Below are 21,910 nucleotides of genomic sequence, written 5' to 3' on the forward strand. Positions count from 1 at the left end.
CGGCGCGGCCGACGGCTGTCAGGGGCCGACGGCGTCAGGGGACGGTCGTCCCCGGTACCACCAGCGGGGTGCCGGCCGGGGCCAGCAGGGCCCGGGCGACCTCCACCGCCCGGCGCCGGCGTGGGACCACCGCCCGGCGGGCGAAGACCTCGTAGCCCGCGGCGACGACCTCGTCGAGGATGCCGCCGTAGAGCACGTAGGCGGTGCGGATGCAGGACTGCGAACCGGGGGCGAGCAGGGTCACCCCGGGCGCCGCCGCGGCATAGTGCTGCCGGGCGCGGCCCACCTCGTACTCGATGAGGTGCCGGATGGCGGTGCTGCTCCGCCGGCGCTCGGCGGCGGCGGCCAGGTCGGCCGGGGTGACCTTGAACCTCTCCAGGTCCTCGGCCGGAAGGTAGACGCGGCCCCGGTCCAGGTCCTCGGCGACGTCCCGGATGAAGTTGGTGAGCTGGAAGGCGAAGCCGAGCTGCCGGGCCGGCTCCCGGGCGGCGGCCGGATCGGAGCTGCCCAGGATCGGCAGCATCATCGTGCCGATCGCCGCGGCCGAACCCTCCATGTAGTCCAGCAGGTCGGCGTAGCGGGAATAGCCGGTGACGGTCAGGTCCATCGCCATGCTGTGCAGAAAGGCCGCGAAGTCGACCCGGTGCAGGTCGAAGACCGCGATGGTGTGCAGTACGGCCGGCAGCAGCGGATCGGTCACCGGCTCGCCGCGCAGCCCGGCGAGGAACCGCTCGGACCAGTCGGCGAGCCGGGCGGACCGGAGCGCGGTCGGGAGTTCCCCGGTCCGGTCCACGATCTCGTCGGCGTAGCGGGTGAAGCCGTAGAGGGCGTGCACGTGTCGCCGTTTCCACGCCGGTAGCAGCCGGGTCGCGAGATAGTAGGTCCGACCGTGCCTTCGGTGCAGCTCACGGCAGTGTTCGTAGGAGCTTTCGAGACTCGTGTCCACCGATCCTCCACCGGCCAATCGACGCATGAATCGACGCAACTCGTGGCCATCAGGGTACGCTCGTCCGGTTTCCGGGGCACCGTTTCCCGGGCCGGTCCGGGGTCGATTTCCGGGCCCGTCCGGGGTCAACAAGGGACCTTTTAGTTACAAAAGCGCTAAGAAGCTGTCTTGCTGACCTTGTACCAAGGATGATTGCGGCTCCAGGAGGTGATCAGGTGCGAACCGTACGTGGGCGGACCGACCGGGTGGTGGTGGTCGGTGCCGGGCTCGGCGGCCTCGCCTGCGCGCTGCACCTGGCCGGCGCCGGACGCCAGGTCACGGTGCTGGAGCGCGAGTCCGGTCCGGGCGGGCGGGCCGGCCGGCTCTCCGTCGACGGCTACGAGTTCGACACCGGACCGACCGTGCTGACCATGCCCGACCTGCTCGCCGAGGCGCTCGGCGCGGTCGGCGAGGAACTGACCGACTGGCTCGACCTCGTCCCGCTCGACCCGACCTACCGGGCGCACTACCCGGACGGCTCCACCCTGGACGTGCTGCCGGACACCGCCCGGATGGCCGCCGAGGTCGCCCGGATCTGCGGCCCCCGGGAGGCCGACGGCTACCTGCGGTTCGTCGACTACGCCCGCCGGCTCTGGCAGCTCGAACGCGCCGACTTCATCGACCGCAACCTCGACGGCCCGGCCGACCTGCTCACCGCCAACCTGCTCCGGCTGCTGGCCGCCGGCGCGTTCCGGCGGCTACAGACCAAGGTCGACCAGTTCTTCGCCGACCCCCGGACCCGCCGGATCTTCTCCTTCCAGGCGATGTACGCCGGCCTCGCCCCGCACGACGCGCTCGCCATCTACACCGTCATTTCCTACCTCGACTCGGTCGCCGGGGTCTACTTCCCGCGCGGCGGGATCCACGCGGTCTCCCGGGCGATGGCCGGCGCCGCCGAGAAACACGGGGTACGGATCAGGTACGGCACCCCGGTCACCCGGGTCGAGACGTCGGCCGGCCGGGCGACCGGGGTACGCACCGCCGACGGTGCGGTGGTGCCGGCCGACGTGGTGGTGCTCAACCCGGACCTGCCGGTCGCCCACCGCGACCTGCTGCCCGACGGTGCCCCGCCGCGGCGGCTGCGCTACTCGCCGTCGTGTGTGGTGCTGCACGTCGGGGCCAGCCAGGGCTACCGGGGGATCGCCCACCACAATATCCACTTCGGGCGGGCCTGGCGGCGCACCTTCGACGAGGTGATCCGGCGCGGCGAACTGATGTCGGACCCGTCGTTGCTGGTCACCAATCCGAGCCGGACCGACCCGTCGGTCGCGCCGACCGGCCGGCACGGCTACTACGTGCTCGCCCCGGTGCCCAACCTCCACCGTGGCGCCGGGCTGGACTGGCGCGGCGACCTGCCCCGGCGGTACGCGGACGATCTGCTCCGCACCCTGGAACGCCGTGGCTACGTCGGGCTGGCCGACAGCGTCGAGGTGCTCCGGATCGTCACCCCGGCCGACTGGGCCGACGCCGGGATGGCCGCCGGCACGCCGTTCGCCGCCGCGCACAACCTGTGGCAGACCGGCCCGTTCCGGCCGGGCAACCTGCACCGCACACTGCCCAACGTCGTCTTCGTGGGCTCCGGCACGCAGCCGGGAGTGGGCGTGCCCATGGTGTTGATTTCCGGGAAGCTCGCCGCCGCCCGGGTGACTGGAGGGAGTGGCCGATGACAGCCCACCACGACACACCGCCCGGCGACGACGGCGGCAGGCCGGGTGACGCCGACGGCGACCTACCGGCCGGGGAGGCCGACGCGCCTCCCGCCGACCGCGAGACACACCTGGTCGAACTCGTCGACGAGGCCGGCAGGCCGGTCGGGACGCGTACCGTCGAGGAGGCGCACCGGCCGCCCGGCGAGCTGCACCGGGCCTTCTCGGTGCTGCTGGTCGACCCGGCCGGGCGGGTCCTGCTCCAGCGGCGGGCAGCCGTCAAGACCCGCTTCCCGTTGCGCTGGGCCAACACCTGCTGCGGTCACCCGGCCCCCGGCCAGCCGCTCGACGTGGCCGCCGCCCGGCGGCTGCGCGAGGAGCTCGGCGTCGACGCCGGCCCGCTGACCGAGATCGGCGTGTACCTCTACCGCGCCGAGGACCCCGGCACGGGTCGGGTGGAGTACGAGTACGACCACGTGCTCCGGGGGGACTTCACCGCCGACCGGCCCGTGCTGCCCGATCCGGACGAGGTGGCCGACCTGCGCTGGGTGCATCCGGACGAGCTGCGCGCCGGGCTGGAGGCCGAGCCGGAGGCGTACGCACCGTGGCTGGGCGGAGTGTTCGGCCGGCTCACCGACCCGGCGCCGACACCACCGCCCCCGGCACAGTCGACCGTGCCGTCCGCAGCCTCCGCCGGCACACCGTCCGCAGCCTCCGCCGGCACGGCTTCCGAAGCCTCGCACCGGTCGAGCAACCGCGGTCGGTGGCAGCAGGGCCCGGCCACCGCAGACCAGGAGGACAACCCGGCGGAGCGGTCAGGTGGCCGATGACCGGCCCGGCGACCAGGTGGCCGCAGACCGGCCGAACGACCGGCTGGCCACGGACCGGCCCGGCGACCAGGTGGCCGAGAACGGGCTGAGCGCCGGTGCCGTCGCACGCCGGCTCGGCATCGCCGTCACCACGCTGCGGAGCTGGCACCAGCGGTACGGGCTGGGCCCGAGCCGACACGTGCCGGGTCAGCACCGGCGATACAGCGCCGAGGACCTCGCCCGGCTGGACGTGATGCGCCGACTCACCACCGAGGGGATCACTCCGGCCGAGGCCGCCCGCTGGGCACGGCGGGGCGGCGTACCCGGGCAGCGTCCGCATCCGGAACGCTTGCCGCCGGCCCGGCACGGCGGCGGCGCGGCGATCCCCGTCGGGCGGGCCGGGCCGGCGGCGCACGGCCTGGCCCGGGCGGCGATGCGGCTCGACCCGATCTCGATGCGCGCGACCATCATGGCGGCGATCGAGGCCGACGGTGTCGTCACCACCTGGGAGCTGATGCTCCGGCCGGTCCTGGCCGGCGTCGGCGAGCGTCACGCCACCACCGCCGGATACGTCGAGGTGGAGCACCTGCTGTCCCGCTGCGTGTCGGAGGCGCTCGCGGCGGTGCCCCGGCCACCGGTCGACCGTGCGCCACCCCGGATCCTGCTCTCCTGCGCCGAGGAGGAGCAGCACAGCCTTCCGCTGGAGGCGCTTGCCGCCGCGCTCGCCGAGGCGGGCGTGCACTGCCGGCTACTCGGCGCGCGGATGCCGGTGAACGCGCTGCTCGACGCCGTCGGCCGGACCGCCCCGGCGGCCGTGGTGCTCTGGTCGCACACGGCGGCGACCGGGGACCCGGGCCAGCTCGCCGCGGTGCGGAGCGCCCGCCGGCCGCCGTCGCTGCTGGCCGCCGCCGGTCCCGGCTGGCCGCCGGAGTTGCTGCCGGCAGGGGTACGCAGCCCGGCGACGCTCGCCGAGGCGCTCGCGCTGCTCTTGGATGTACCCGACTTTTCGGGACGGTGATCCGAGTACCGAGCATTCGGGACATCGCTCCCCCACGCACGTCCGCTAACGTGGGGCAGCCGTAACCCGAAAGCCCCTCGGGAGTCGCCGCGTGAGAAGCCGTACGGCGGTCGTCGCCGGTCTCGTCCTGGTGCTGCTGTCCGCCGGTTGCGCGAACGGGAAGCCCACCAGCTCCAGCAGCTCACCGCTGCCCTATCCACCGATCCCGCTGGTTTCCGCCACACCGTCGGTCGCACCGACCACGCCGCCCCCCGCGAAGCCGGCCCGCAAGCCGGCCGCGCGGGCGAGGATCGGTCCGCTGAACACGCAGCGGATGACAGGCGTACGCGCGGTCGCGCTGACCTTCGACGACGGACCACATCCACGGTGGACCCCAAAGCTGCTCGACCAGCTCCGCCAGGCGAAGGTCAAGGCCACGTTCTGCGTACTCGGCGTGAGGGTCAAGAGCTATCCGGCGCTGGTGCGGCGGATCGTGCGGGAGGGCCACACGCTCTGCAACCACAGCTGGCGGCACGATCTGGATCTGGGGTCCCGGAGCACCGGGCAGATCCGGGCCGACCTGCGCCGGACCAACCAGGAGATCCAGCGGGCGGTGCCCGGAGTCCGGATCCCGTACTACCGCCAGCCCGGCGGCAGGTGGACCCCGGCCATCGTCCAGGTCTCCCGGGAACTCGGGATGAAGCCCCTGCACTGGGACGTCGACCCCGCCGACTGGGACGACACCAGCACTCCGGAGATCAGCAAGCGGGTGGCCCAGCAGGCCCGGCCGGGTTCGATCGTGCTGCTGCACGACGGCGGCGGTGACCGAAGTCGCACCCTCGGCGCCTGCCCCACCGTGATCAGCTCTTTGAAGCGGAAGTACGGGATCACCCGGCTGCGGTAAGGTGGTTTGAGGAACTTTGTCCTAGGCGGGATACCGGTTTGGCCGTGCGGCTGGCCATCACGTATGCTTTCCAGGCCTCCGGCGGGGCCGGATGGGAGCACAGCCGCTGAAGTTGTCATGTGCAATGATGGCGGGGCCGCCCTCATCGTCTAGCGGCCCAGGACGCCGCCCTTTCAAGGCGGTAGCACGGGTTCGAATCCCGTTGGGGGCACGACCCCGGCCCAGGCCGGGTCAGCACGTCAGCAAGGTCCTGTGGAGCAGTTGGAGTGCTCGCCGCCCTGTCAAGGCGGAGGTCGCGGGTTCAAGTCCCGTCAGGACCGCCAGCGCTGCTCGCCATGCGACCACGTGTGTGGCGGTCGGCGTTTCGGCGCAGGTTACCCAGCGCGGCGCCGGGTTCGTCGCGCAGGTAACATGAGCCGAGTAACCCGGCCAGGTAGCTCAGTTGGTACGAGCGTCCGACTGAAAATCGGAAGGTCGGCGGTTCGACCCCGCCCCTGGCCACATAGCCTTTCGCCGGGCTATGACAGCGCTGACCAGCAAACGCCGGTCGGCGCTGTCACCATTCCAGCCCCCCACCACCACGCGCGAGTAACCCGTGATCGGGTAGCGTCCGGCCGGCCAGGACAGGCCATCCGCTACCCGATCACCGGACGGACCGCTCGGGCGGTGGAGCCACCTGCCGCCGGAGCCGGGTGAGGTCGTTGGCGAACAGCGCGAAGAGAGCGAGCAGGGCGGCGAGGCCGACACTCACCAGGATCGCGAAGCCGCGCTCGGCGCCCTCGGGCGCCGACACCACTCCGAGTACCGCCGCCGTGATCGCGGCCAGCCCCATCCCGATCCTGCCGACCCGGGCCAGCAGCACCGCCCGGGCCAGCCGGGGCGGGACGCCGTGCCCCGCGTCAAGCCCACGCCGGGCGTACCAGGCGGCGATGGCCAGCGTGCCGGCGCCGAACATCCCGGCGGTGCCGGCGAGCGCCCAGGGCAGCCCGATCCGGTCGGCACCGGTGCGGGCCGCCGCCAGGCCCGCGCGGGCGACCAGGGCGGAGACCAGCACCGCCAGCAGGTATGAGATGACGACCAGCAGCAGCCGGCGCCGGAGCCGACGGCGGTCGGCGTGGAACGTGGCGGCTTCCTGCGGCAACCCGCACCTCCTCCGGTCACCGTCGCCCCGCGCACGCCTGACACGCACCCGGACAACGCTTCCGGTCGATGCTAGATCGATGCTGATCGGCGGGCCACGCGGCGATCGATGATCTACCGCTCGGCGCAGGGATCGACCGTCCACCGCTTGTAAAGGTGCACAGCTCAGCCGTAGCCGGTATGGTCCCGGCCTATGGGACAGGAGACTACGAACGCCTCCGACATCCAGCAGGCCACCACCAGATACTCGGTACGCAGTAGCCTCCGTGTCCCCGGTCCCGCCGACCGGGCGTTCGCCATCTTCACCGAGGGAATCGCCGACTGGTGGGTGAAGGAATACACCTGGTCCGGCCCGCAGAAACTGGCGAAGCTCGGCATCGAGCCCGGTAGCGGCGGGATGTTGTACGAGATCGGCCCGCACGGCTTCCGCACCGACTGGGGCCGGGTGCTCGACTGGCAGCCGCCCCGGCGGCTGGTGTTCAACTGGCAGATCGGCCCGGACCGGGCCCCGGTGCCGGACCCGGCCCGCAGCAGCGTGGTGGAGGCGCGCTTCTCCCCGCAGGCCGACGGCAGCGTCCTGGTCGAGGTGGAGCACCGGGACTTCGACCGGCACGGCGAGGCTGCCGAGGGCTACCGCGAGGCGCTCACCGCCGGCTGGCACGAACTGCTCTCCCGGTACGCCGCCGCCGGAAGCGGCGACGACCAGGACTGACCGGAGACGACCGGAGCTGGGCCGGGCACGAGCTGGGCTGGGCCGTCACCGGGCGGCGGTCGCCTCGGCGCGGGGCGGCTGGATCCGTTCCAGGTCGGCGCCGGCGCCGGTCAGCCACACCTCGACGTCCAGCAGGTTGAGGGCGGCGGCCCAGGGCTCGCCCGCGTCCAGCACGCCGCGCACCCGACGGTCGAAGTCCTCCGGTGCCGGTGGCGGCGGCACCGGCCGGTCGAGCCGGCCGGTGGAGAGTTGTCGGGCGAGATCGTCGTAGCGCCGCCGTAGCCGGCCGGCGAGGTCGTCGAGCGGCCCGGCCGCATCCTCCACATCGGTCAGCCGGGCATGCCCGGCACGGCGCAACCGGGACATCGCGCCGATGTGCAGGTGCTGGCCGGCGGTCAGCGCCGCCTGCCAGTCGATCGCCGGCAGCCGGGGGTCGTCCCGCTCCAGCTGGTACTGCAGGAACGACGCCTCGGCCAGGACCCACGCCTGCGGAGCCGCGTCGACCGCCCCGGCCCTGGCCGTCCGGCCGGCCAGGGCCCCGGTCGCCTCCTCGGCCGCGGCGGCGCTCACGGCCAGATAGCGCGCGATGGACCGGTGCAGTTCGCCGCTGCCGCCCTTCGGCCAGAGCAGCACGCCGGCCAGCACGCCGACGGTGGCGCCGACGACGACATCCAGCAACCGCTCACCGACGATCTCGATCTTCGCCGGCCCGGTCTGGGCGAAGACCAGCACGAACAGCACGGTCAGGAGCGCCTGTCCCCATGCCTGCGGCAGTAGCGGCGCGATCGTGAAGGTCAGCGCCATACTCAGCGGCAGCGCCACCAGCAGGACCGTCCGGGTCTCGCCCGCGCCGAAGAGCAGCAGGGTGCCGGCGGCGGCGCCGAGAATCGTGCCCAGCAGCACGGGCCGTAGCGTCTTGCGGGTGTCGACCGCGGACGTCCGCATCAGGGTGAGGATCGCCAGCAGGACCCAGAAACCGTGGTTGAGCGGCAGGAAACCGGCGATCACCCGCGCGCTGGCCAGGGCGACGGAGACCCGTACCGCCCCCTGCAGGAAGACCGAGCGGGTGGTGAGGTGGAACCGGAACTGGTGCCAGTAGAGCGCCCGGGCGGGCCGGTGCGCGTACCAGAACTCGTCCAGGCCCGGGCCGCCGGACGGCCGGACCGGCGCGCGCAGCCCGGCGACGATCCGGGCGGCGATGCCGAACGCGTGCACGTGGTCGGCGGCGCGCAGCCCCACCGCCTCCCTGCGCAGCTGTGCCGGGGCCGAGTCCGTCGTGGAGACCTCCGGCGGCCGGTCGTAGAGATCCCGTATCCGGGCCTCCAGCTCGGTCAGCAGGGTCGTCTCGACGCGCCCCGCCCCGTCCCGCAGCATCCGGCCGGCGTCGTGCAGGACGGCGGCGGCCTGCCGCAGCAACCCGGCGAGACTCTCGTCCGGGACGTCGTCGCGGACGCCGCCGAGGTCGTCGTCGATCCGGTACGCGTGGCCGAGCAGCTGCCGGAGCAGCCGGTCGCCGTGCCGCATCGCCCGGTCCCGGCGCCCCGCCGAGGCCGGCCGCTCGGTCGGCGGGATCCGGGCCAGACACACCTCCGCCATGGCCTCACCCACCTCCGCCTTCCGCCGGGACAGCTCGGCGCGGTCGACCGGCCGACCGGCGGCCCGCGCGGCCAGCAGGTCGAGATAGCGGGAGACCGCGACGGCCGCCCCGCCCAGCAGGTGCCGGTAGCTCCGCGGCGCCGGATCGGGCCAGAGCAGCAGCTCGGCGATGATCAGCAGGCCGATCCCGAGAGTCACACCGCCGAGCCGGGACGGCAGGCTCCCCGGCTGGTACGGCGGGAACGACGCCGCGATGTAGAAGAGTTGCAGCCCTGTGGCGAGGCTGAGAATCCGTGGTCCACCCACCCCGACGAACGGGATGACGAATCCCACCACCAGCATGCCGGCCGCCGCCACCCAGGTGTCGAACGCGAGAAACGTCCCGACCGTGATCAGGATCCAGGCGACCGGCAGGGTGCCGAGCAGCGCACGGGTCCGCTGCACGGGACTGCCCGGCACCTGCGAGACGAAGCCGGTGGCGAGGGCCCCGAAGAGGGTGTAGAGCCCGAGCAACGGGTTGTCCAGGCCGTACTTGCCGCCGAAGACTCCCGCGGAGGCGACCAGGGCCAGCCGGACGCCCCGGCGGAGCGTCCGGTATTCCGGGTCCCGCCGACGCAGCCGGTCCGCGACGCCGATCCTGGTCATGGGTGCCCTCCGCCGTGCCCGCCCGGGTCGGCCGCCGGGCGGAACACCGACGGAGATCAGGGCGGCGGCGCCACGCAGCCCCCGTGGCCGCCCGCCCTCACCCTCTCACCTCCGGCGGCGCCCCGCCGACGCTTCCGGACCAGGCCAGACCCCGGGGGTACGAACGACGTTTCCGGTCGGCCGGCCGGAGGCCGGGCAGGAGGCGCCGAACCGGGCGATCACGCGGGCGGAAGAACGATCAGGCGGGCGAGAGCGGGGTGGACCGGCCGGAGCGCAGTCCGGTGCCGCCGAGGTTTGCCCGCCGGCCCGCCGCCGCGCCCTGCTCCAGGCCGCCGCCGAGCAACCGGCGGGGTGCTGCCGTACGCAGCCGTGGATACGCCTCGGCGAGGCGCCGGTCGACCCGGTCCGACCGGTCGGCGAGGACCAGTGCCACCGAGGGACCGCTCTCCGGCGCTGCCGTCGCGGCCGCTGCCTCGGCCCGGCGCAGCCGCTCGGCGACCGTCGCCGCGAAGCCGGCCAGCCAGGAGCGGCGGAACGCGGCCGGATGGTCACCCGGCGGCACCGATGCGACGGAGAGCCCGTGCGCGGCCTGGACCAGGAGCGAGGTGAAGAGCACTTCCACCCGCTCCAGGTCGCTGGCGAAGCCGAAGAGGTGCAGGACAAAGCCGTTGCCGCCACGCCGCCGCACGGATCGGCACCGCAGCGCGTCGGCGATCCCGGCCAGCAGACCCGCCTTGTCCAGCGCGTAGGGGGCGGGGACGTCGACGGTCCGGTCGCCGACCAGGTCGGTCTCCGGGTCCCGGGCGGCGAGCAGCGCCCGGTCGACGCCGTAGCGCGCGATCAGCTCGGTCGCCTTCGCGGTGAACGCCTCGGCCTCGGCGGGGGTGCAGGCCCGGTCCTCCGCCTTGGCCAGCAACTTGCGGACCTTGCTGAGCATCGCGTCGGACATGCACCAGAGCTACCACACGGGCGGAGCCACCACACGGGCGGAGCGACCGGCGGGCCGGTCGGCATCGTCATCGGTGGTGGCGGCGGGGGTGGTGGTGGCCCGGACGATCGGATCCGGGCTCGCGGGACAGATGGATCCGCTCTCGCTGGACAAAACGGCCGAGGAACGTGCAAAGATGGGCGTCGATGACAACTCTATCCGGCGCGGTGACGCAGCGTCGCGACGGCGGAGCCGGCGAGGGTGAGCAGGCACTCCGGCAGCTGCCCGTCCGCGAGCGCGGCGCCGAAGAGCGCGGCGCCGGTGTCGCCGTCGGAGTTGGCGTAGGCGCTCACGAACCGGGCCACCCAGCGGGCGTCGTAGCCGGCCTCGTCGATGCCGGGGAAATCGAGCGTCCAGGCACCCCTGGGCACACCGTGGCCGACCATGGTGGCCGCCAGGCACCAGGCCACCTCGTACGCCCCGGCCACGCCGGACCGGTCCACCACCGCGTCGAACGTGCCGACCACCCCGTCGCTGTCACCGGCCAGCGCGGAGGTGAGCACCGCCCTGGCGTCATCCAGCGTCTCCTGCGGAACGTCCGTCACGTGCGGAAGGGTATGCCGACAGGTCAAGCCTCGTCCGACAAACCGCCCGAGTGTGAGTTATTCAGGATGATACCGCCCCTCCGATGGAAGTTGCGGGTCGAGGCGCGGACGCGCGTGTGTGGCGGGCGCGCTAATGTGCGCAACGGATCTCCGGGGAGGAAGGACGACCCCATGCTCGTATTCCGCGGCACCCGCCGCGCAGCTCTGTCCGCCGCCGCGTGCGCGGCGCTGCTGCTGACCGGCTGCGGTTCGGACGGCGAAGGCGGGGCCGAACAGGCCCAGCCGACCCAGGTCCACCTCTACGGCACGGACGGCAACATGCAGAACTCCTTCAAGGCGGAGTTCGAGCAGCCGACCGGTCTACTCAAGGGCATGAAGGGCACGACGCCGCTCACCCCGCTCTCCGAGGACTTCAAGAGCCGGCTGCTGAGGAAGGATCCGAAGCTCTCCGACTTCCTCTACGCCGCCGAGACGTACGACGCCGTCGTGATCAGCGCCATCGCCGCCCAGCTCGCCGGTTCCACCGAACCGGCCCAGATCGCCCGGCAGATCGTCGGGGTCACCACCGGCGGCGAGCGCTGCGACTCGATCGCCGACTGCCTGGATCTCGCCCGGGCCGGCAGGGACGTCGCCTACCGGGGGGTCTCGCTGAACCGGGGTGGCTTCACCGACGCCGGCGAGCCCTCCACGGCCAGCTACGCCACCCTGCACTTCGGCACCGACGAGCAGCTCGACGAGGGCAAGACCGAGTTTCTCGGCGCGGGTGACGAGTCCGCGGCCAGCGTCAAGAAGCCCCCGGCGCCCAAGCGTCAGACCAGGGATGTCGAGGAGGAGAGCGGTGCGCCGCTGAAGCTCGGCGGCCTGCTGCCCCGCACCGGTGACCTGGCGCTTGCCTATCCGCCGATGGGCGCGGGCGCGGCGCTGGCGATCGACGACATCAACGCGGCCGAGGGCGTACTCGGCGAGCCCGTGGAGTGGGTCGACGGCGACGACGGGACCAACCCGGACACCGCGAAGGCGACCGTCGCGCGGCACGTCTCCGCGGGGGTACACGTCATCATCGGGGCCGGCGCCTCCGGCATCTCCCGGGCGGTGCTCCCCGACGTGGTCGCCGCCGGGCTGGTGCTCTTCTCCCCGAGCAACACCGACGCCGGGCTGAGCACCATCGAGGACAACGGGCTCTATTTCCGCACCGCGCCCTCGGACATCCTCCAGGGCAGGGCGCTCGCCGACATGATCCTGCGGGACGGGCCGAGCCGGATCGCCCTGATCGCCCGGAAGGACTCGTACGGCGAAGGGCTCCAGGGCAATGTCCGGGCCGAACTGGAGCGGGCCGGGCACGGTTCGGACGTGCGACTCTTCACCTACGATCCGCCGGCCACCCCCGACGCCCCACCGGTCGACTTCAGCCAGGGCGCCAAGGAGATCAAGCAGTTCGGTGCCGACGCGATCCTGGTCATCGGCTTCGGTGAGTCGGCGAGGGTCATCGAGGCGCTCGCCGCCGCCGGGGTGAACATCCGGCAACCGCAGTAGCCGGCCCGACCGATCCGACCCGGAGCATCCGGCGCCGGGCCGGGTCGTCCGCGGCGGAGTGGCACACTTTCGGGAGTCACCGGGCGGGGCCGTCCGCCTAGCGTTGTCCCCGTGTCCGTCCGGCGGCCCTGCCGGCGATCGGGAGACCGGGAGGTACGACATGAGCTACGACGGTGACCCCAACGTGACCGACGACGTCCTCGCCGAACAGGAACTGCCCGGCGTCGACGAGGAGCAGGGTTTCGGGCCGGCGGTCGACCTCCTGCCGGACCCGCTCCCGCTGGGCCCGGAGGTCGAGGCGCCGCCGCCGGTGACCACCGTCGTCACGCAGTACTCCGGCGGCGTCACCGAGGTCGCCACCGATCTCGACGGCGACGGCTACGCCGAGCTGCTCCAGTTCGACACCGACGGGGACCGGGTCGTCGACCTCAGCTACCAGGACACCGACTCCGACGGCCGGTTCGACACGATCGAACGGGACTCCGACCTGGACGGTCGGGTGGACGAGGTGCTGGAGGACAACAACGGCGACGGCCGGATCGACTCGGTCGTCACCGACACCAACCGGGACGGACTGGTGGACCGGGTGGTCGCGGACGCCGACTTCGACGGCCGGACCGACACCTGGATGACCGACAGCGACTACAACGGCCGGCCGGACGAGATCCGGGTCGACACCGACTCCGACGGCCGGGCCGACCGGCTGATGGTGGACACCGACGGCGACGGCACCATCGACCAGGTCAACTACCAGGACCGGGACACCAACCCGTACGTCGCGAACTGAGGCTCGCGTTCCGGGCTCGACGGCGCGCCGGGGCATGGCCGGGGTCACGCGGGGGTACGTCAGGTGGCACAGTCGGGACGTCGTGTCCGGGAGGTTCTCGTGGGGTGTCCGGGCGGCACGCGGACCGACGGTTCCGGCGTGGCCAGAACTGCAAGCTGACGGAAGGGCAACAGATGAGCGACTCGCAGGAGACCGTCGACACCCGTGGTGACGAACGGATCGAACTGCTCCGGGCGGACGCCAACCAGGACGGCAAGACGGACGTCTGGGTGGTGGACACCGACGGCGACGGTAAGGCGGACCTCTTCCAGTTCGACACCGACGGCGACGGCAAGGTGGACATCACCATGGTCGACGCCGACGAGGACGGCAAGCCGGACGAGGTCGTGGACGGGGACGGAGGACACCCGCCGACCGCCTGACCGGCGGCCACTCCGACAGACCGGCACTCCGACAGACGCCGTGGCGGCGGTTCTCCGGACACGACGATCCGGAAGACCGCCGCCACCGCCTGCCGTCACCCGGTCGGGCGGGCCGCCGCCACCGCCTGCCGTACCGGACGGTGCGCCAGTACCGGGGCGCAACAAGTCGATATCGGTTTGATCATGGCCGGGTCACGAATTCGGCTGTAGGCCAACTCACTGCCTCTCCCGCCAACCTTTCCCGCACGCTCGGGCGCTTCGCAGCCATGAGGGCGACGACGACCGACGCCGCCCGGATCGGCCGTGGGGAGACGCGAGACGATGAGGTTGGTGTTCCGGCGTGCCCGGGCGGCGAAGAGTCTGCTTCTCGCGGCGACCGGGGCGACCCTGATCGCCACCGCCCTGCTCACCGGCCTCGCCGGCTACAGCCGGGAGGTGGTCGACTCCGGCACCGAACGGGCCGTCGCCGCCGCCTCCCCGGAGGAGCGCTCCATCCTGGTCCGCGGCACCGCCGGCGGCACCGGGGCGGAGCTGACCGAGCGGGACGCCGCCGTCCGGGCCCGGTTCGCCGACGGCCTCGGCGGGGTGCCGGTCGCCGTCGCCGGGGCGGGCTACGCCACCGGGCGGGAGTTCTCCGGGCGTACCGGTAATGCCGTGCCGGACGCCCAGGGTCTGGTCTTCGCCCGGGTGGTCTTCCTCGACGACCTTCCCGGGCACGCCCGGCTGACCGGCGGTGAGTGGCCGCGCCCCGGTGAGCGGCCGGTGCAGGCCGCGCTCGCCGAGCCGGTGGCGACGATCCTGGGCGCCGGGGTCGGTGACCTGATCCCGATCACCGACCGGGTCACGGACCGGGTCACCGAGGTGCGGGTCACCGGCATCTGGAAGCCCCGCGACGCCGGGGACCCGTACTGGCGGCTGGTGCCCGAGGTGACCGACGGGGTCGCCGCCGGCTCGGCCACGTACGGGCCGCTGGTGGTCGACCGGGCGGACTTCCTGGACCGCTTCGTCGGCAACGCCTCCGTGGGCTGGCTCGTCGAGCCGGACCTGACCTCGACCACCATCGACTCGCTGGGCCGGCTGGGTGAGGCCGCCGACCGGGTCGGCGCCAGCCTGCCCGCCGAGACCGGGCTCGGCAGCTCCGGCCTGGTCAGCACCGAACTCGGTCAGCTCGTGCAGCGGCTGGAGCGGGCCGGCCTGGTCGGCCGGTCGGCCCTGGTCACCCCGATGCTGCTGGTGGTGGTCCTCGGCGGGTACGCGCTGCTGCTGGTCGCCCTCCTCCTGACCGAGCAGCGCCGGGGCGAGGCGGCCCTGCTCCGCGCCCGGGGTGCCGGCCGGGGTCAGCTCGCCGGCCTGGCCGCCCGGGAGGCGCTGCTCGTCGTCCTGCCGGCCGCCGTCCTCTCGCCGCTGCTCGCCACCGAACTCGTCCGGCTGGCCGACCGTACGCCGGTCCTGGCCGCCGCCGCCCTGCACCTGAACCCCCGGCCCGACACCCGGACCTGGCTGGTCGCCGCGCTCGCCGCGCTCGGCTGCGCGCTGGCGATGCTCGGCCCGGCACTGCGCCGGGGCGGCAGCTACGTGGCCGAGCTCGCCAGCCGGTCCCGGCCCAGCCGGCGGACGATCGCCCAGCGGGCCGGGATGGACGTGGCCCTGGTCGCCCTGGCGGTGCTGGGCTGGCTGCAACTGCGGCAGTACTCCTCACCGCTGGCCGGCGCCCGCCCCGACGGCGCCCTCGGCATCGACCCGCTGCTGGCCGCGACCCCGACGGTCGGGGTACTGGCCGGCGCCGTCCTCGCGCTGCGCGGACTGCCGCCGATGGCCCGCCTCGCCGAGCGGTACGTCGACCGCCGGTCCTGGACCGGCACCATGCTCGGGATGTGGCAGGCGGGCCGCCGGCCGCACGCCGGTCCGGTGCTGCTGCTCGCCCTGGCGGTGGCGGTCGGCACCCTCGCCTGGTGCCTGGCCGCCACCTCGGAGCGGTCCCTGACCGACCAGGCCGACCACCAGGTCGGCGCGGACCTGCGGCTGGTCGAGGCGAGCGGGGTGGCGCCACCGGCCCGGGCCGGCCAGCTCGCCGGGCTGCCCGGCACGGAACGGATCCTGCCTGCCTGGCGGGACGCTCCCCGGCTCGGCACCGAGGGCGTGCAGGCCGGCATGGTCGCGCTGGACGCCGCCGAGGCCGGCCGGGTGGTGCGGCTCCGCGACGACCTCGTCGACGGCGACGCCGCCGGGCTCTTCGCCGGCATGACCGCCGCCCGGGTCGGCGCCCCGGTCGTGGCGCTGCCGCCCGGCACCCGGCGGCTCACCGGCACGATCAGCACCGTCGGCACCGGCGGCGTCGCCCGGAGTACGGTGCGGACCGCGGCGATCCTCGCCGGGCCGCACGGCGGGCACCTCCGGGTCGCGCTCGGCGCGAGCCAGGACGGCAGGCCGCTCCGCTTCGACGTGGAGCTGCCCGGAGACGGCCCGCCGCCGGCACTCGCCGGTTTCGTGGTGGACACCCTCGGCCCGGCCGGGTACGTCGTCGACTGGCGACTCGGCGGCCTGCGTGCCGACCCGGCCGACGGCACCGGTACGCCCGTGCCGCTGGCCGGCGGGGAGCGCTGGCAGGCGGTGGACCGCTCCGGCAACAGCGGGCCGGCGACGGCGGGCCGGAGCGGGCTGGACGTCCGCTACGAGGCCCCGGCGTCGTCGTGGCCGGGCGTCAACTCGCCGGTGTCGTTCGCCGTCGCGGTCGCCCGGGACGCCGGGGCGGTGCCGGTGGTGGCCACCCCGGAGGCGCTGGCCGGGCTGCGGATGGGTGTCGGGGAGCAGAGCGTCCTGGTGCTCGCCGGCGGCGCCGTCCAGGTCCGGGTCACCGGGACGGTCGCCGCGCTGCCCGGCGTGCCGGAGCCCGCCGGGCTCCTGGTCGACCTCCCCTCGCTGAGCACGGTGCTCTTCCACGAGCGGGGCATCGTCGCCGCGCCCGAGGAGTGGTGGCTGGCGACCCGGCCCGACGGGCACGGGGCGGCGGCCGAGGCGGCGGCGGGACTCGGCGGGCTCCAGGTCGCCGACCGGGTGGCGGTGGCCGGGCGCTCCGGCACCGACCCGTACGGCGTCGGCGCCCGCGCCGCCCTCTTCGCGGCCGCGCTCGGCGCCCTGCTGCTCGCCGCGGTCGGCATCACCGTGGACGTCCGGGCCACCGCCCGGCGCCGGGTGACCGAGCTGGCCGTGCTGCACACCCTGGGCGCCGGTCCCCGGCTGCTGGCCCGGTCGCTCCTGGTCGAGCAGGCCTTCCTCGCCGGCATCGGCGTGCTGGTCGGGCTCGGGGTCGGGATCGCGGTGGCGGCCACGATGGCACCGCTGGTCATCCTCACCCCGTCGGCGGAGCGGCCGGTGCCGGCGCCGCTGCTCGACATCGCCTGGCTGCCGGCGGGCGGGACCGCCGCCGTACTGCTGGTGCTGGCGCTCGCGCTCAGCGGGCTGACCGCCGCCACCATGCGGTCGCGGCTGGTCGCGGCCCAGCTCCGGATCGGGGAGGACCGGTGAGCGGAACGGTACGGGGACGGGCGCGGGGGAGGGTGCCCGGCGGACCGGGCCGGTCGGGCCGGCTGCCGGGACCGGTGCGCCGGATGAGGGTCTTCGCCGGCTACCTCGGGCTGCTCGGCGTACTCGGCCTGGTGGCCGCGCTGCTGGTGACCGGTGCGCCCCGGCTGGCGAACGGGTACGCCGACGACGGGCTCCGGCACGACGTACGCGCACTGCCGTACCAGGTGCGTGACCTGACCTTCACCGCGTCGGTGTACTCCACCGAGGGGCCGGACGCCGCGGCGGCGGCCGGGGTGCTCGACCGGTTCCGGACCCGGCTGCCCGGCCCGCTGCCGTCGCTTGTCGGCCAGCAGTGGTTCGCCGGCCGGATCGGCCCGAAGGACCTGGACGTCTCCGGCGAAGCGCCCGCGCTGCGCGGGCTGTGCCGGCCGGAGCTGCCGCTGCGCGGCCAGGCCGGCATCGAGCGGGAGATGCGGATGGTGCAGGGACGGTGGCCGGCATCCACGGGCGGTGTCGAGGCGGTGCTGTCCCGGGAGGCCGCCGGCATCCTCGGGCTGGGCGTCGGCACCGTCGTCGTCCTCACCGGCAGAGGGATCGACCGGGGCTCCGTCCCGATCCGCATCGTCGGCCTGTACGAGCCGATCGACCCGGCCGCGCCGAGCTGGGACGCGATCCGGATCGCCGAGGTGCCGTGCCCGGACCCGGGCGCCGGCACGACGCACCGGGCGCCGCTGCTGACCGACCTGCCCGGGTTGACCGGTGCGGCCCGGCGGCTCGGGGTCACCTACGAGTGGCGCTACCGGGTCGACGAGGAGCGGACGACCACCGCCGACATCCCGGAGGTGCTGGCGGCGGTCGGGGCGAGCCGGCGGACGCCGCCGGAGAGCGGCCTGGTGCTGGCCACCGGCCTGGACACCGCCGTGGCCCGGTTCGACGCCCAGCTACGGGCGGTGCGGGCGCTGCTCGCCGTGGTGCAGGCCGGCATCCTGGCCACCCTCTCCGGGTTGGTCGTGCTGGCCGCCGGCCTCGCGGTGCAACGCCGCCGGGAGGAGTTCACCCTGCTCCGTGCCAGGGGGGCGGCCGCGGTGCAGGTCGGCGCCCGCACCCTGCGGGAGGCGGTCGGCGTGCTGCCGGTCGCCGTGCTCGCCGGCTGGCTGCTCGGCCGGACGCTGCCGGGCCGGCCGGCCGGGGCGGAACCGCTCGGGGTGGCGCTGGTGGCCGCCGGCACCACCCTGGCCATCCCGCTGCTGGCGGTGCTGAGCCAGCGCCGGACAGGTTTCGTGGGGCGCCGGCAGGATCTGGTCCGGCACCGCCCGTCGGCGCGCCGGCTCACCGCCGAACTCTTCGTCCTGCTGCTCGCGGTGCTCGGCGTGGTGCTGCTGCACCGGCGAGGGCTGAGCCAGGCCAGCGGGGTCGATCCCTATCTGGTGTCGGTGCCGGTGCTGCTGGCCGTCGCCGCCGCCCTGCTGGCGCTGCGCCTGGTGCCGTGGCCGCTGCGTCAACTGGGCCGGCTCACCGCCCGGGCCCGTACGGTGGTGCCCTTCGTCGGCCTGGCCCGGGCCGGCCGGAGCGCCCCGGTGACCGTCGGCCCGCTGGCCGTGCTCGTCGTCGCGATCGCCACCGGGGTCTTCACCAGCGTGGTCACCAGCACCGTCGCCGAGGCCCGGGACCGGGTCACCGACCAGGAGGTCGGGGCCGACGCCCGGATCGTCGGCTCGTACTCGGTGCGGGAGACCGCCGACCGGCTCGGCACGCTGCCCGGGGTGGGCGCGGTCAGCCCGCTGGCGTTCGAGGTGGGTCAGCCGCTCCGCTCGCCCAGCCCGAACCTGCTCGGCGGGCGTGACCTCGGGCAGGTCCAGGTGCTGGTGGTGGATGGCCCGTCGCTGGCCCGGGTGGTGGCGACGAGCGGCGTCGACGTCGACCTGCCGCCGACGCTGACCCGACCGGGGCGGCTGGACGGACCGGTGCCGGCGCTGGTCTCCCCGGAGGTGGCCGCGGCCGTCGGCGCCGGGGCGGTCACCGAGGTGCAGGGCCGGCGGTACGAGTTCCGGGTCGACCGGGTGGCGTCGGGCTTCCCGGGGGTCGCGGTCGACTCCCGGCGTTTCGTCGTGCTGCCCTGGCAGGCGATGCCGGTGCCCGAGTTCCAGCCGATCCGGCCCAACCAGTTCCTGGTGGCCGGCGACGGGTTCTCGGTCGACGCGCTGACGGCGACGGTGGACAGCGCCCAGCGGGAGTACCTGGCCGGGGTGGTGGGGCAGCCGGTCGAGGAGGCCAGGCCGCAGACGCCGGTCAGCGTCAGCACCTGGCCGGAGCATCGCCGGTCGCTGGAGCGCAGTGGCGTCAACGCCCTGCTCAGCTTCGCCTTCGGCACCGGGGTGGTCGGGGCGACGGCGCTGGCGCTGCTCGCGGTCGGCTTCGCGGTGCTCGCCGAGGCGCCGGGGCGGGGCCGGGTGCTCTCCCGGCTGCGCACCATGGGGCTCTCCCCTGGGCAGGGCCGGGGACTGCTCGTCTACGAGCTGGTGCCGCTGCTCGGCGTCGCGGTGCTGACCGGTGGGGTGGTCGGCGCGGCGCTGCCCCGGCTGCTCGGGCCGGCGCTGGGACTGGCCGGCTTCACCGGCGGCGTACCGGCCCGGATCCATCTCGACCCGCTGCTGGCGGTCGGCGTACTGCTGCTGGTGGTGGTGGCCCTGGGCATGGCCCTCGGCGTGGAGAGCCTGTTCAACCGCCGGATGCGCCTCGGCGAGGTGCTCCGGCTCGGAGAGGAGAACTGATGGCGGGTCCGGGAGAGCTGATGGCGGGTCCGGGAGAGCTGATGACGGGTCCGGGAGAGCTGATGACGGGTCCGACCGGCGCCGGTGCGGTGCCGGACCTCGCCGCGCTCCAGCGCCGGGCGGCGGAGCGGGCGGCGGCCCGCGCCGGTGGCCGGGACCGGCTGCGTGGCCACATCGTCTGCGACGGGCTGGTCCGGATCTTCAAGACCGAGGGGGTGGAGGTGGTCGCGCTACAGGGGCTGGACCTGGTGGTCGACCGGGGCGAGCTGCTCGCCGTCGTCGGCGCCTCCGGCTCGGGCAAGTCGACGGTGCTGAACATCCTCTCCGGGCTGGACGTGCCGACCGCCGGGATCGCCCGGGTGGCCGACGTCGACCTGCTGACCATGTCGCCGAAGCGCCGGCTGCGGTACCGCCGGCACACCGTCGGCTTCGTCTGGCAGCAGACCGCGCGGAACCTGCTGCCGTACCTGACGGCGGTGGAGAACGTGGAGCTGCCGATGCGGCTGGCCCGGGGCCCGCGCGGCCGGGCGGCCCGCCGCCGCGCGACGGAGCTGCTGGAGATGGTCGGCGTCGGCTACTGCGCCGACCGCCGGCCGGACCAGATGAGCGGTGGCGAGCAGCAGCGCTGCGCGGTGGCGGTCGCGGTCGCCAACGACCCGGAGGTGCTCTTCGCCGACGAGCCCACCGGCGAGCTGGACGAGGCGACCGCGGCCGAGGTCTTCGGCGCGCTGCGCACCATCAACGCCGAGCTGGGCGTCACCATCGTGGTCGTCACGCACGACCACGCCGTCTCGGCCCAGGTCCGCCGCACGGTCGCGATCCGCGACGGGCGGACCGCCTCCGAGGTACGCCGCTCCACCCGGCTCGGCGCCGACGGGGTCGAGGAGCTGGTCACCGAGGAGTACGCGCTGCTGGACCGGTCGGGCCGGATGCAGTTGCCGGCCCCGTTCGTGTCGGCGCTGAGCCTGCGCGACCGGGTACGGCTGAACCTGGAGCCGGACCACGTGCAGGTCCGGCCCGGCACGGACGGGGGACCGGCGTGAACGGCGGCGGGGACGGCAGGACCGGCACGGCGGGGCGGCATCGCCGGGGCCGGGACACGGGTGGCGACGGCGGACGGGGGCGGTCGATGGGCGAGGAACTGGTCCGGGTGGAGGGGGTCGGCCGGGACTATCCCACCGGCGACCGGGTGGTGCACGCGGTGCGGGAGGTCTCCTTCACGGCCGCCCGGGGCGAGCTGGTGGCGATCCGGGGCCGCTCCGGTGCGGGCAAGACGACCCTGCTGAACCTGATCGGTGGCCTGGACCGGCCCAACCACGGGCGGATCCACGTCGCCGGCCACGACGTCACCGCCGCCGGCACCGAGGAGCTGCTGGAGCTGCGCCGCTCCACGGTCGGCTTCGTCTTCCAGTCCTTCGGGCTGATCCCGATCCTGTCGGCGGCGGAGAACGTCGGCGTGCCGCTGCGGCTGGCGAAGCGCCCCCGGGCCGAGCGGGAGGAGCGGGTGACGATGCTGCTGGAGCTGGTCGGACTGGGCGGTCAGGCGGCGCAACGCCCGTACGAGCTCTCCGGCGGCCAGCAGCAGCGGGTGGCGGTGGCCCGGGCGCTGGCGAACGAACCGGCGCTGCTCATCGCGGACGAGCCGACCGGGCAGCTCGACTCGGAGACGGGTCGCTCGATCATGGATCTGCTCCGTGCGCTGGTGCACGCCCGGGGGATGACCGCGCTGGTGGCCACCCACGATCCCACCCTTATCGACCTGGCCGACCGGGTGCTGACGCTGCGGGACGGCCGCCTGGTGGACGGCGGACTGGTGGAGGGCGCGGGCCTGGTCGGGGCGGCCGGAGCCGGGGGCTGAGCGGCACCGGCACCGGCACGCATCAGGGGTGGGACTCGACCGAGCCC

The 21,910-nt window shown here is 74.4% G+C and carries 16 protein-coding genes, 3 tRNA genes and 1 pseudogene; 15 read left to right on the forward strand and 5 right to left on the reverse strand.

The window, feature by feature from the left end; translation table 11 throughout:
• Positions 1-34: 34 nt before the first annotated feature.
• Positions 35-946 (reverse strand): phytoene/squalene synthase family protein, encoded by a 912-nt coding sequence (locus ACN27G_RS30040; protein WP_421496059.1) that lies wholly within the window; start codon positions 944-946, stop codon positions 35-37.
• 215 nt (positions 947-1,161) lie between these two features.
• On the opposite strand from ACN27G_RS30040, the gene crtI reads away from it, so the two are divergent.
• From crtI to ACN27G_RS30075, 7 genes and pseudogenes are all read left to right on the forward strand, one after another.
• The gene (gene crtI / locus ACN27G_RS30045; protein WP_421496060.1) at positions 1,162-2,652 is read left to right on the forward strand and encodes a phytoene desaturase family protein; all 1,491 of its coding nucleotides are present in this window, start codon (positions 1,162-1,164) and stop codon (positions 2,650-2,652) included.
• Positions 2,653-2,762: 110 nt separating this feature from the next.
• Positions 2,763-3,264: pseudogene (idi, locus tag ACN27G_RS30050) on the forward strand (isopentenyl-diphosphate Delta-isomerase); the annotation flags it as partial.
• A gap of 267 nt (positions 3,265-3,531) precedes the next feature.
• Positions 3,532-4,458 (forward strand): MerR family transcriptional regulator, encoded by a 927-nt coding sequence (locus ACN27G_RS30055; protein ID WP_421497506.1) that lies wholly within the window; start codon positions 3,532-3,534, stop codon positions 4,456-4,458.
• Positions 4,459-4,549: 91 nt separating this feature from the next.
• Positions 4,550-5,341 (forward strand): polysaccharide deacetylase family protein, encoded by a 792-nt coding sequence (locus ACN27G_RS30060; protein ID WP_421496061.1) that lies wholly within the window; start codon positions 4,550-4,552, stop codon positions 5,339-5,341.
• A 138-nt stretch (positions 5,342-5,479) separates the two neighbouring features.
• A tRNA-Glu gene (locus ACN27G_RS30065) sits at positions 5,480-5,552 on the forward strand.
• Between the two features lie 35 nt (positions 5,553-5,587).
• A tRNA-Asp gene (locus ACN27G_RS30070) sits at positions 5,588-5,664 on the forward strand.
• A 104-nt stretch (positions 5,665-5,768) separates the two neighbouring features.
• Positions 5,769-5,842: transfer RNA gene (locus ACN27G_RS30075), tRNA-Phe, on the forward strand.
• Positions 5,843-5,984: 142 nt separating this feature from the next.
• Here the strand turns inward: ACN27G_RS30075 and ACN27G_RS30080 are convergent.
• Positions 5,985-6,482, reverse strand: a complete 498-nt coding sequence (locus ACN27G_RS30080; protein WP_421496062.1) for a hypothetical protein — start codon at positions 6,480-6,482, stop codon at positions 5,985-5,987.
• Positions 6,483-6,674: 192 nt separating this feature from the next.
• Between ACN27G_RS30080 and ACN27G_RS30085 the strand changes: the two genes are divergently transcribed.
• Positions 6,675-7,193 (forward strand): SRPBCC family protein, encoded by a 519-nt coding sequence (locus tag ACN27G_RS30085; protein ID WP_421496063.1) that lies wholly within the window; start codon positions 6,675-6,677, stop codon positions 7,191-7,193.
• 45 nt (positions 7,194-7,238) lie between these two features.
• Here ACN27G_RS30085 and ACN27G_RS30090 read toward each other — a convergent pair whose 3' ends face one another.
• The 3 genes from ACN27G_RS30090 to ACN27G_RS30100 form a co-directional block, all read right to left on the reverse strand.
• The gene (locus ACN27G_RS30090; protein ID WP_421496064.1) at positions 7,239-9,434 is read right to left on the reverse strand and encodes an FUSC family protein; all 2,196 of its coding nucleotides are present in this window, start codon (positions 9,432-9,434) and stop codon (positions 7,239-7,241) included.
• Positions 9,435-9,672: 238 nt separating this feature from the next.
• Positions 9,673-10,383, reverse strand: coding sequence for a DUF2786 domain-containing protein (locus ACN27G_RS30095; protein ID WP_421496065.1), 711 nt, complete (start codon positions 10,381-10,383; stop codon positions 9,673-9,675).
• Between the two features lie 194 nt (positions 10,384-10,577).
• Complete coding sequence (locus ACN27G_RS30100; protein ID WP_421496066.1) at positions 10,578-10,967, reverse strand: hypothetical protein; 390 nt, start codon at positions 10,965-10,967, stop codon at positions 10,578-10,580.
• A 171-nt stretch (positions 10,968-11,138) separates the two neighbouring features.
• On the opposite strand from ACN27G_RS30100, the gene ACN27G_RS30105 reads away from it, so the two are divergent.
• The 7 genes from ACN27G_RS30105 to ACN27G_RS30135 all read left to right on the forward strand — a co-directional run bounded on the left by ACN27G_RS30105 (position 11,139) and on the right by ACN27G_RS30135 (position 21,863).
• On the forward strand, positions 11,139-12,500 hold the full coding sequence (locus tag ACN27G_RS30105; RefSeq protein ID WP_421496067.1) for an ABC transporter substrate-binding protein: 1,362 nt from the start codon (positions 11,139-11,141) through the stop codon (positions 12,498-12,500).
• A gap of 160 nt (positions 12,501-12,660) precedes the next feature.
• Entirely contained in the window at positions 12,661-13,287 is a 627-nt protein-coding gene (locus tag ACN27G_RS30110) for a hypothetical protein (RefSeq protein ID WP_421496068.1), read from the forward strand.
• 173 nt (positions 13,288-13,460) lie between these two features.
• Entirely contained in the window at positions 13,461-13,709 is a 249-nt protein-coding gene (locus tag ACN27G_RS30115; protein WP_421496069.1) for a hypothetical protein, read from the forward strand.
• A gap of 321 nt (positions 13,710-14,030) precedes the next feature.
• Positions 14,031-17,234, forward strand: coding sequence for an FtsX-like permease family protein (locus ACN27G_RS30120; protein WP_421496070.1), 3,204 nt, complete (start codon positions 14,031-14,033; stop codon positions 17,232-17,234).
• Positions 17,235-17,317: 83 nt separating this feature from the next.
• On the forward strand, positions 17,318-20,005 hold the full coding sequence (locus tag ACN27G_RS30125; RefSeq protein ID WP_421496071.1) for an ABC transporter permease: 2,688 nt from the start codon (positions 17,318-17,320) through the stop codon (positions 20,003-20,005).
• A 41-nt stretch (positions 20,006-20,046) separates the two neighbouring features.
• Positions 20,047-21,048, forward strand: a complete 1,002-nt coding sequence (locus tag ACN27G_RS30130; protein WP_421497507.1) for an ABC transporter ATP-binding protein — start codon at positions 20,047-20,049, stop codon at positions 21,046-21,048.
• Positions 21,049-21,134: 86 nt separating this feature from the next.
• Entirely contained in the window at positions 21,135-21,863 is a 729-nt protein-coding gene (locus ACN27G_RS30135) for an ABC transporter ATP-binding protein (protein ID WP_421496072.1), read from the forward strand.
• Positions 21,864-21,910 lie beyond the last annotated feature (47 nt).

The sequence above is a fragment of the Plantactinospora sp. WMMB334 genome (assembly GCF_049179095.1).
GTDB lineage: Bacteria > Actinomycetota > Actinomycetes > Mycobacteriales > Micromonosporaceae > Plantactinospora.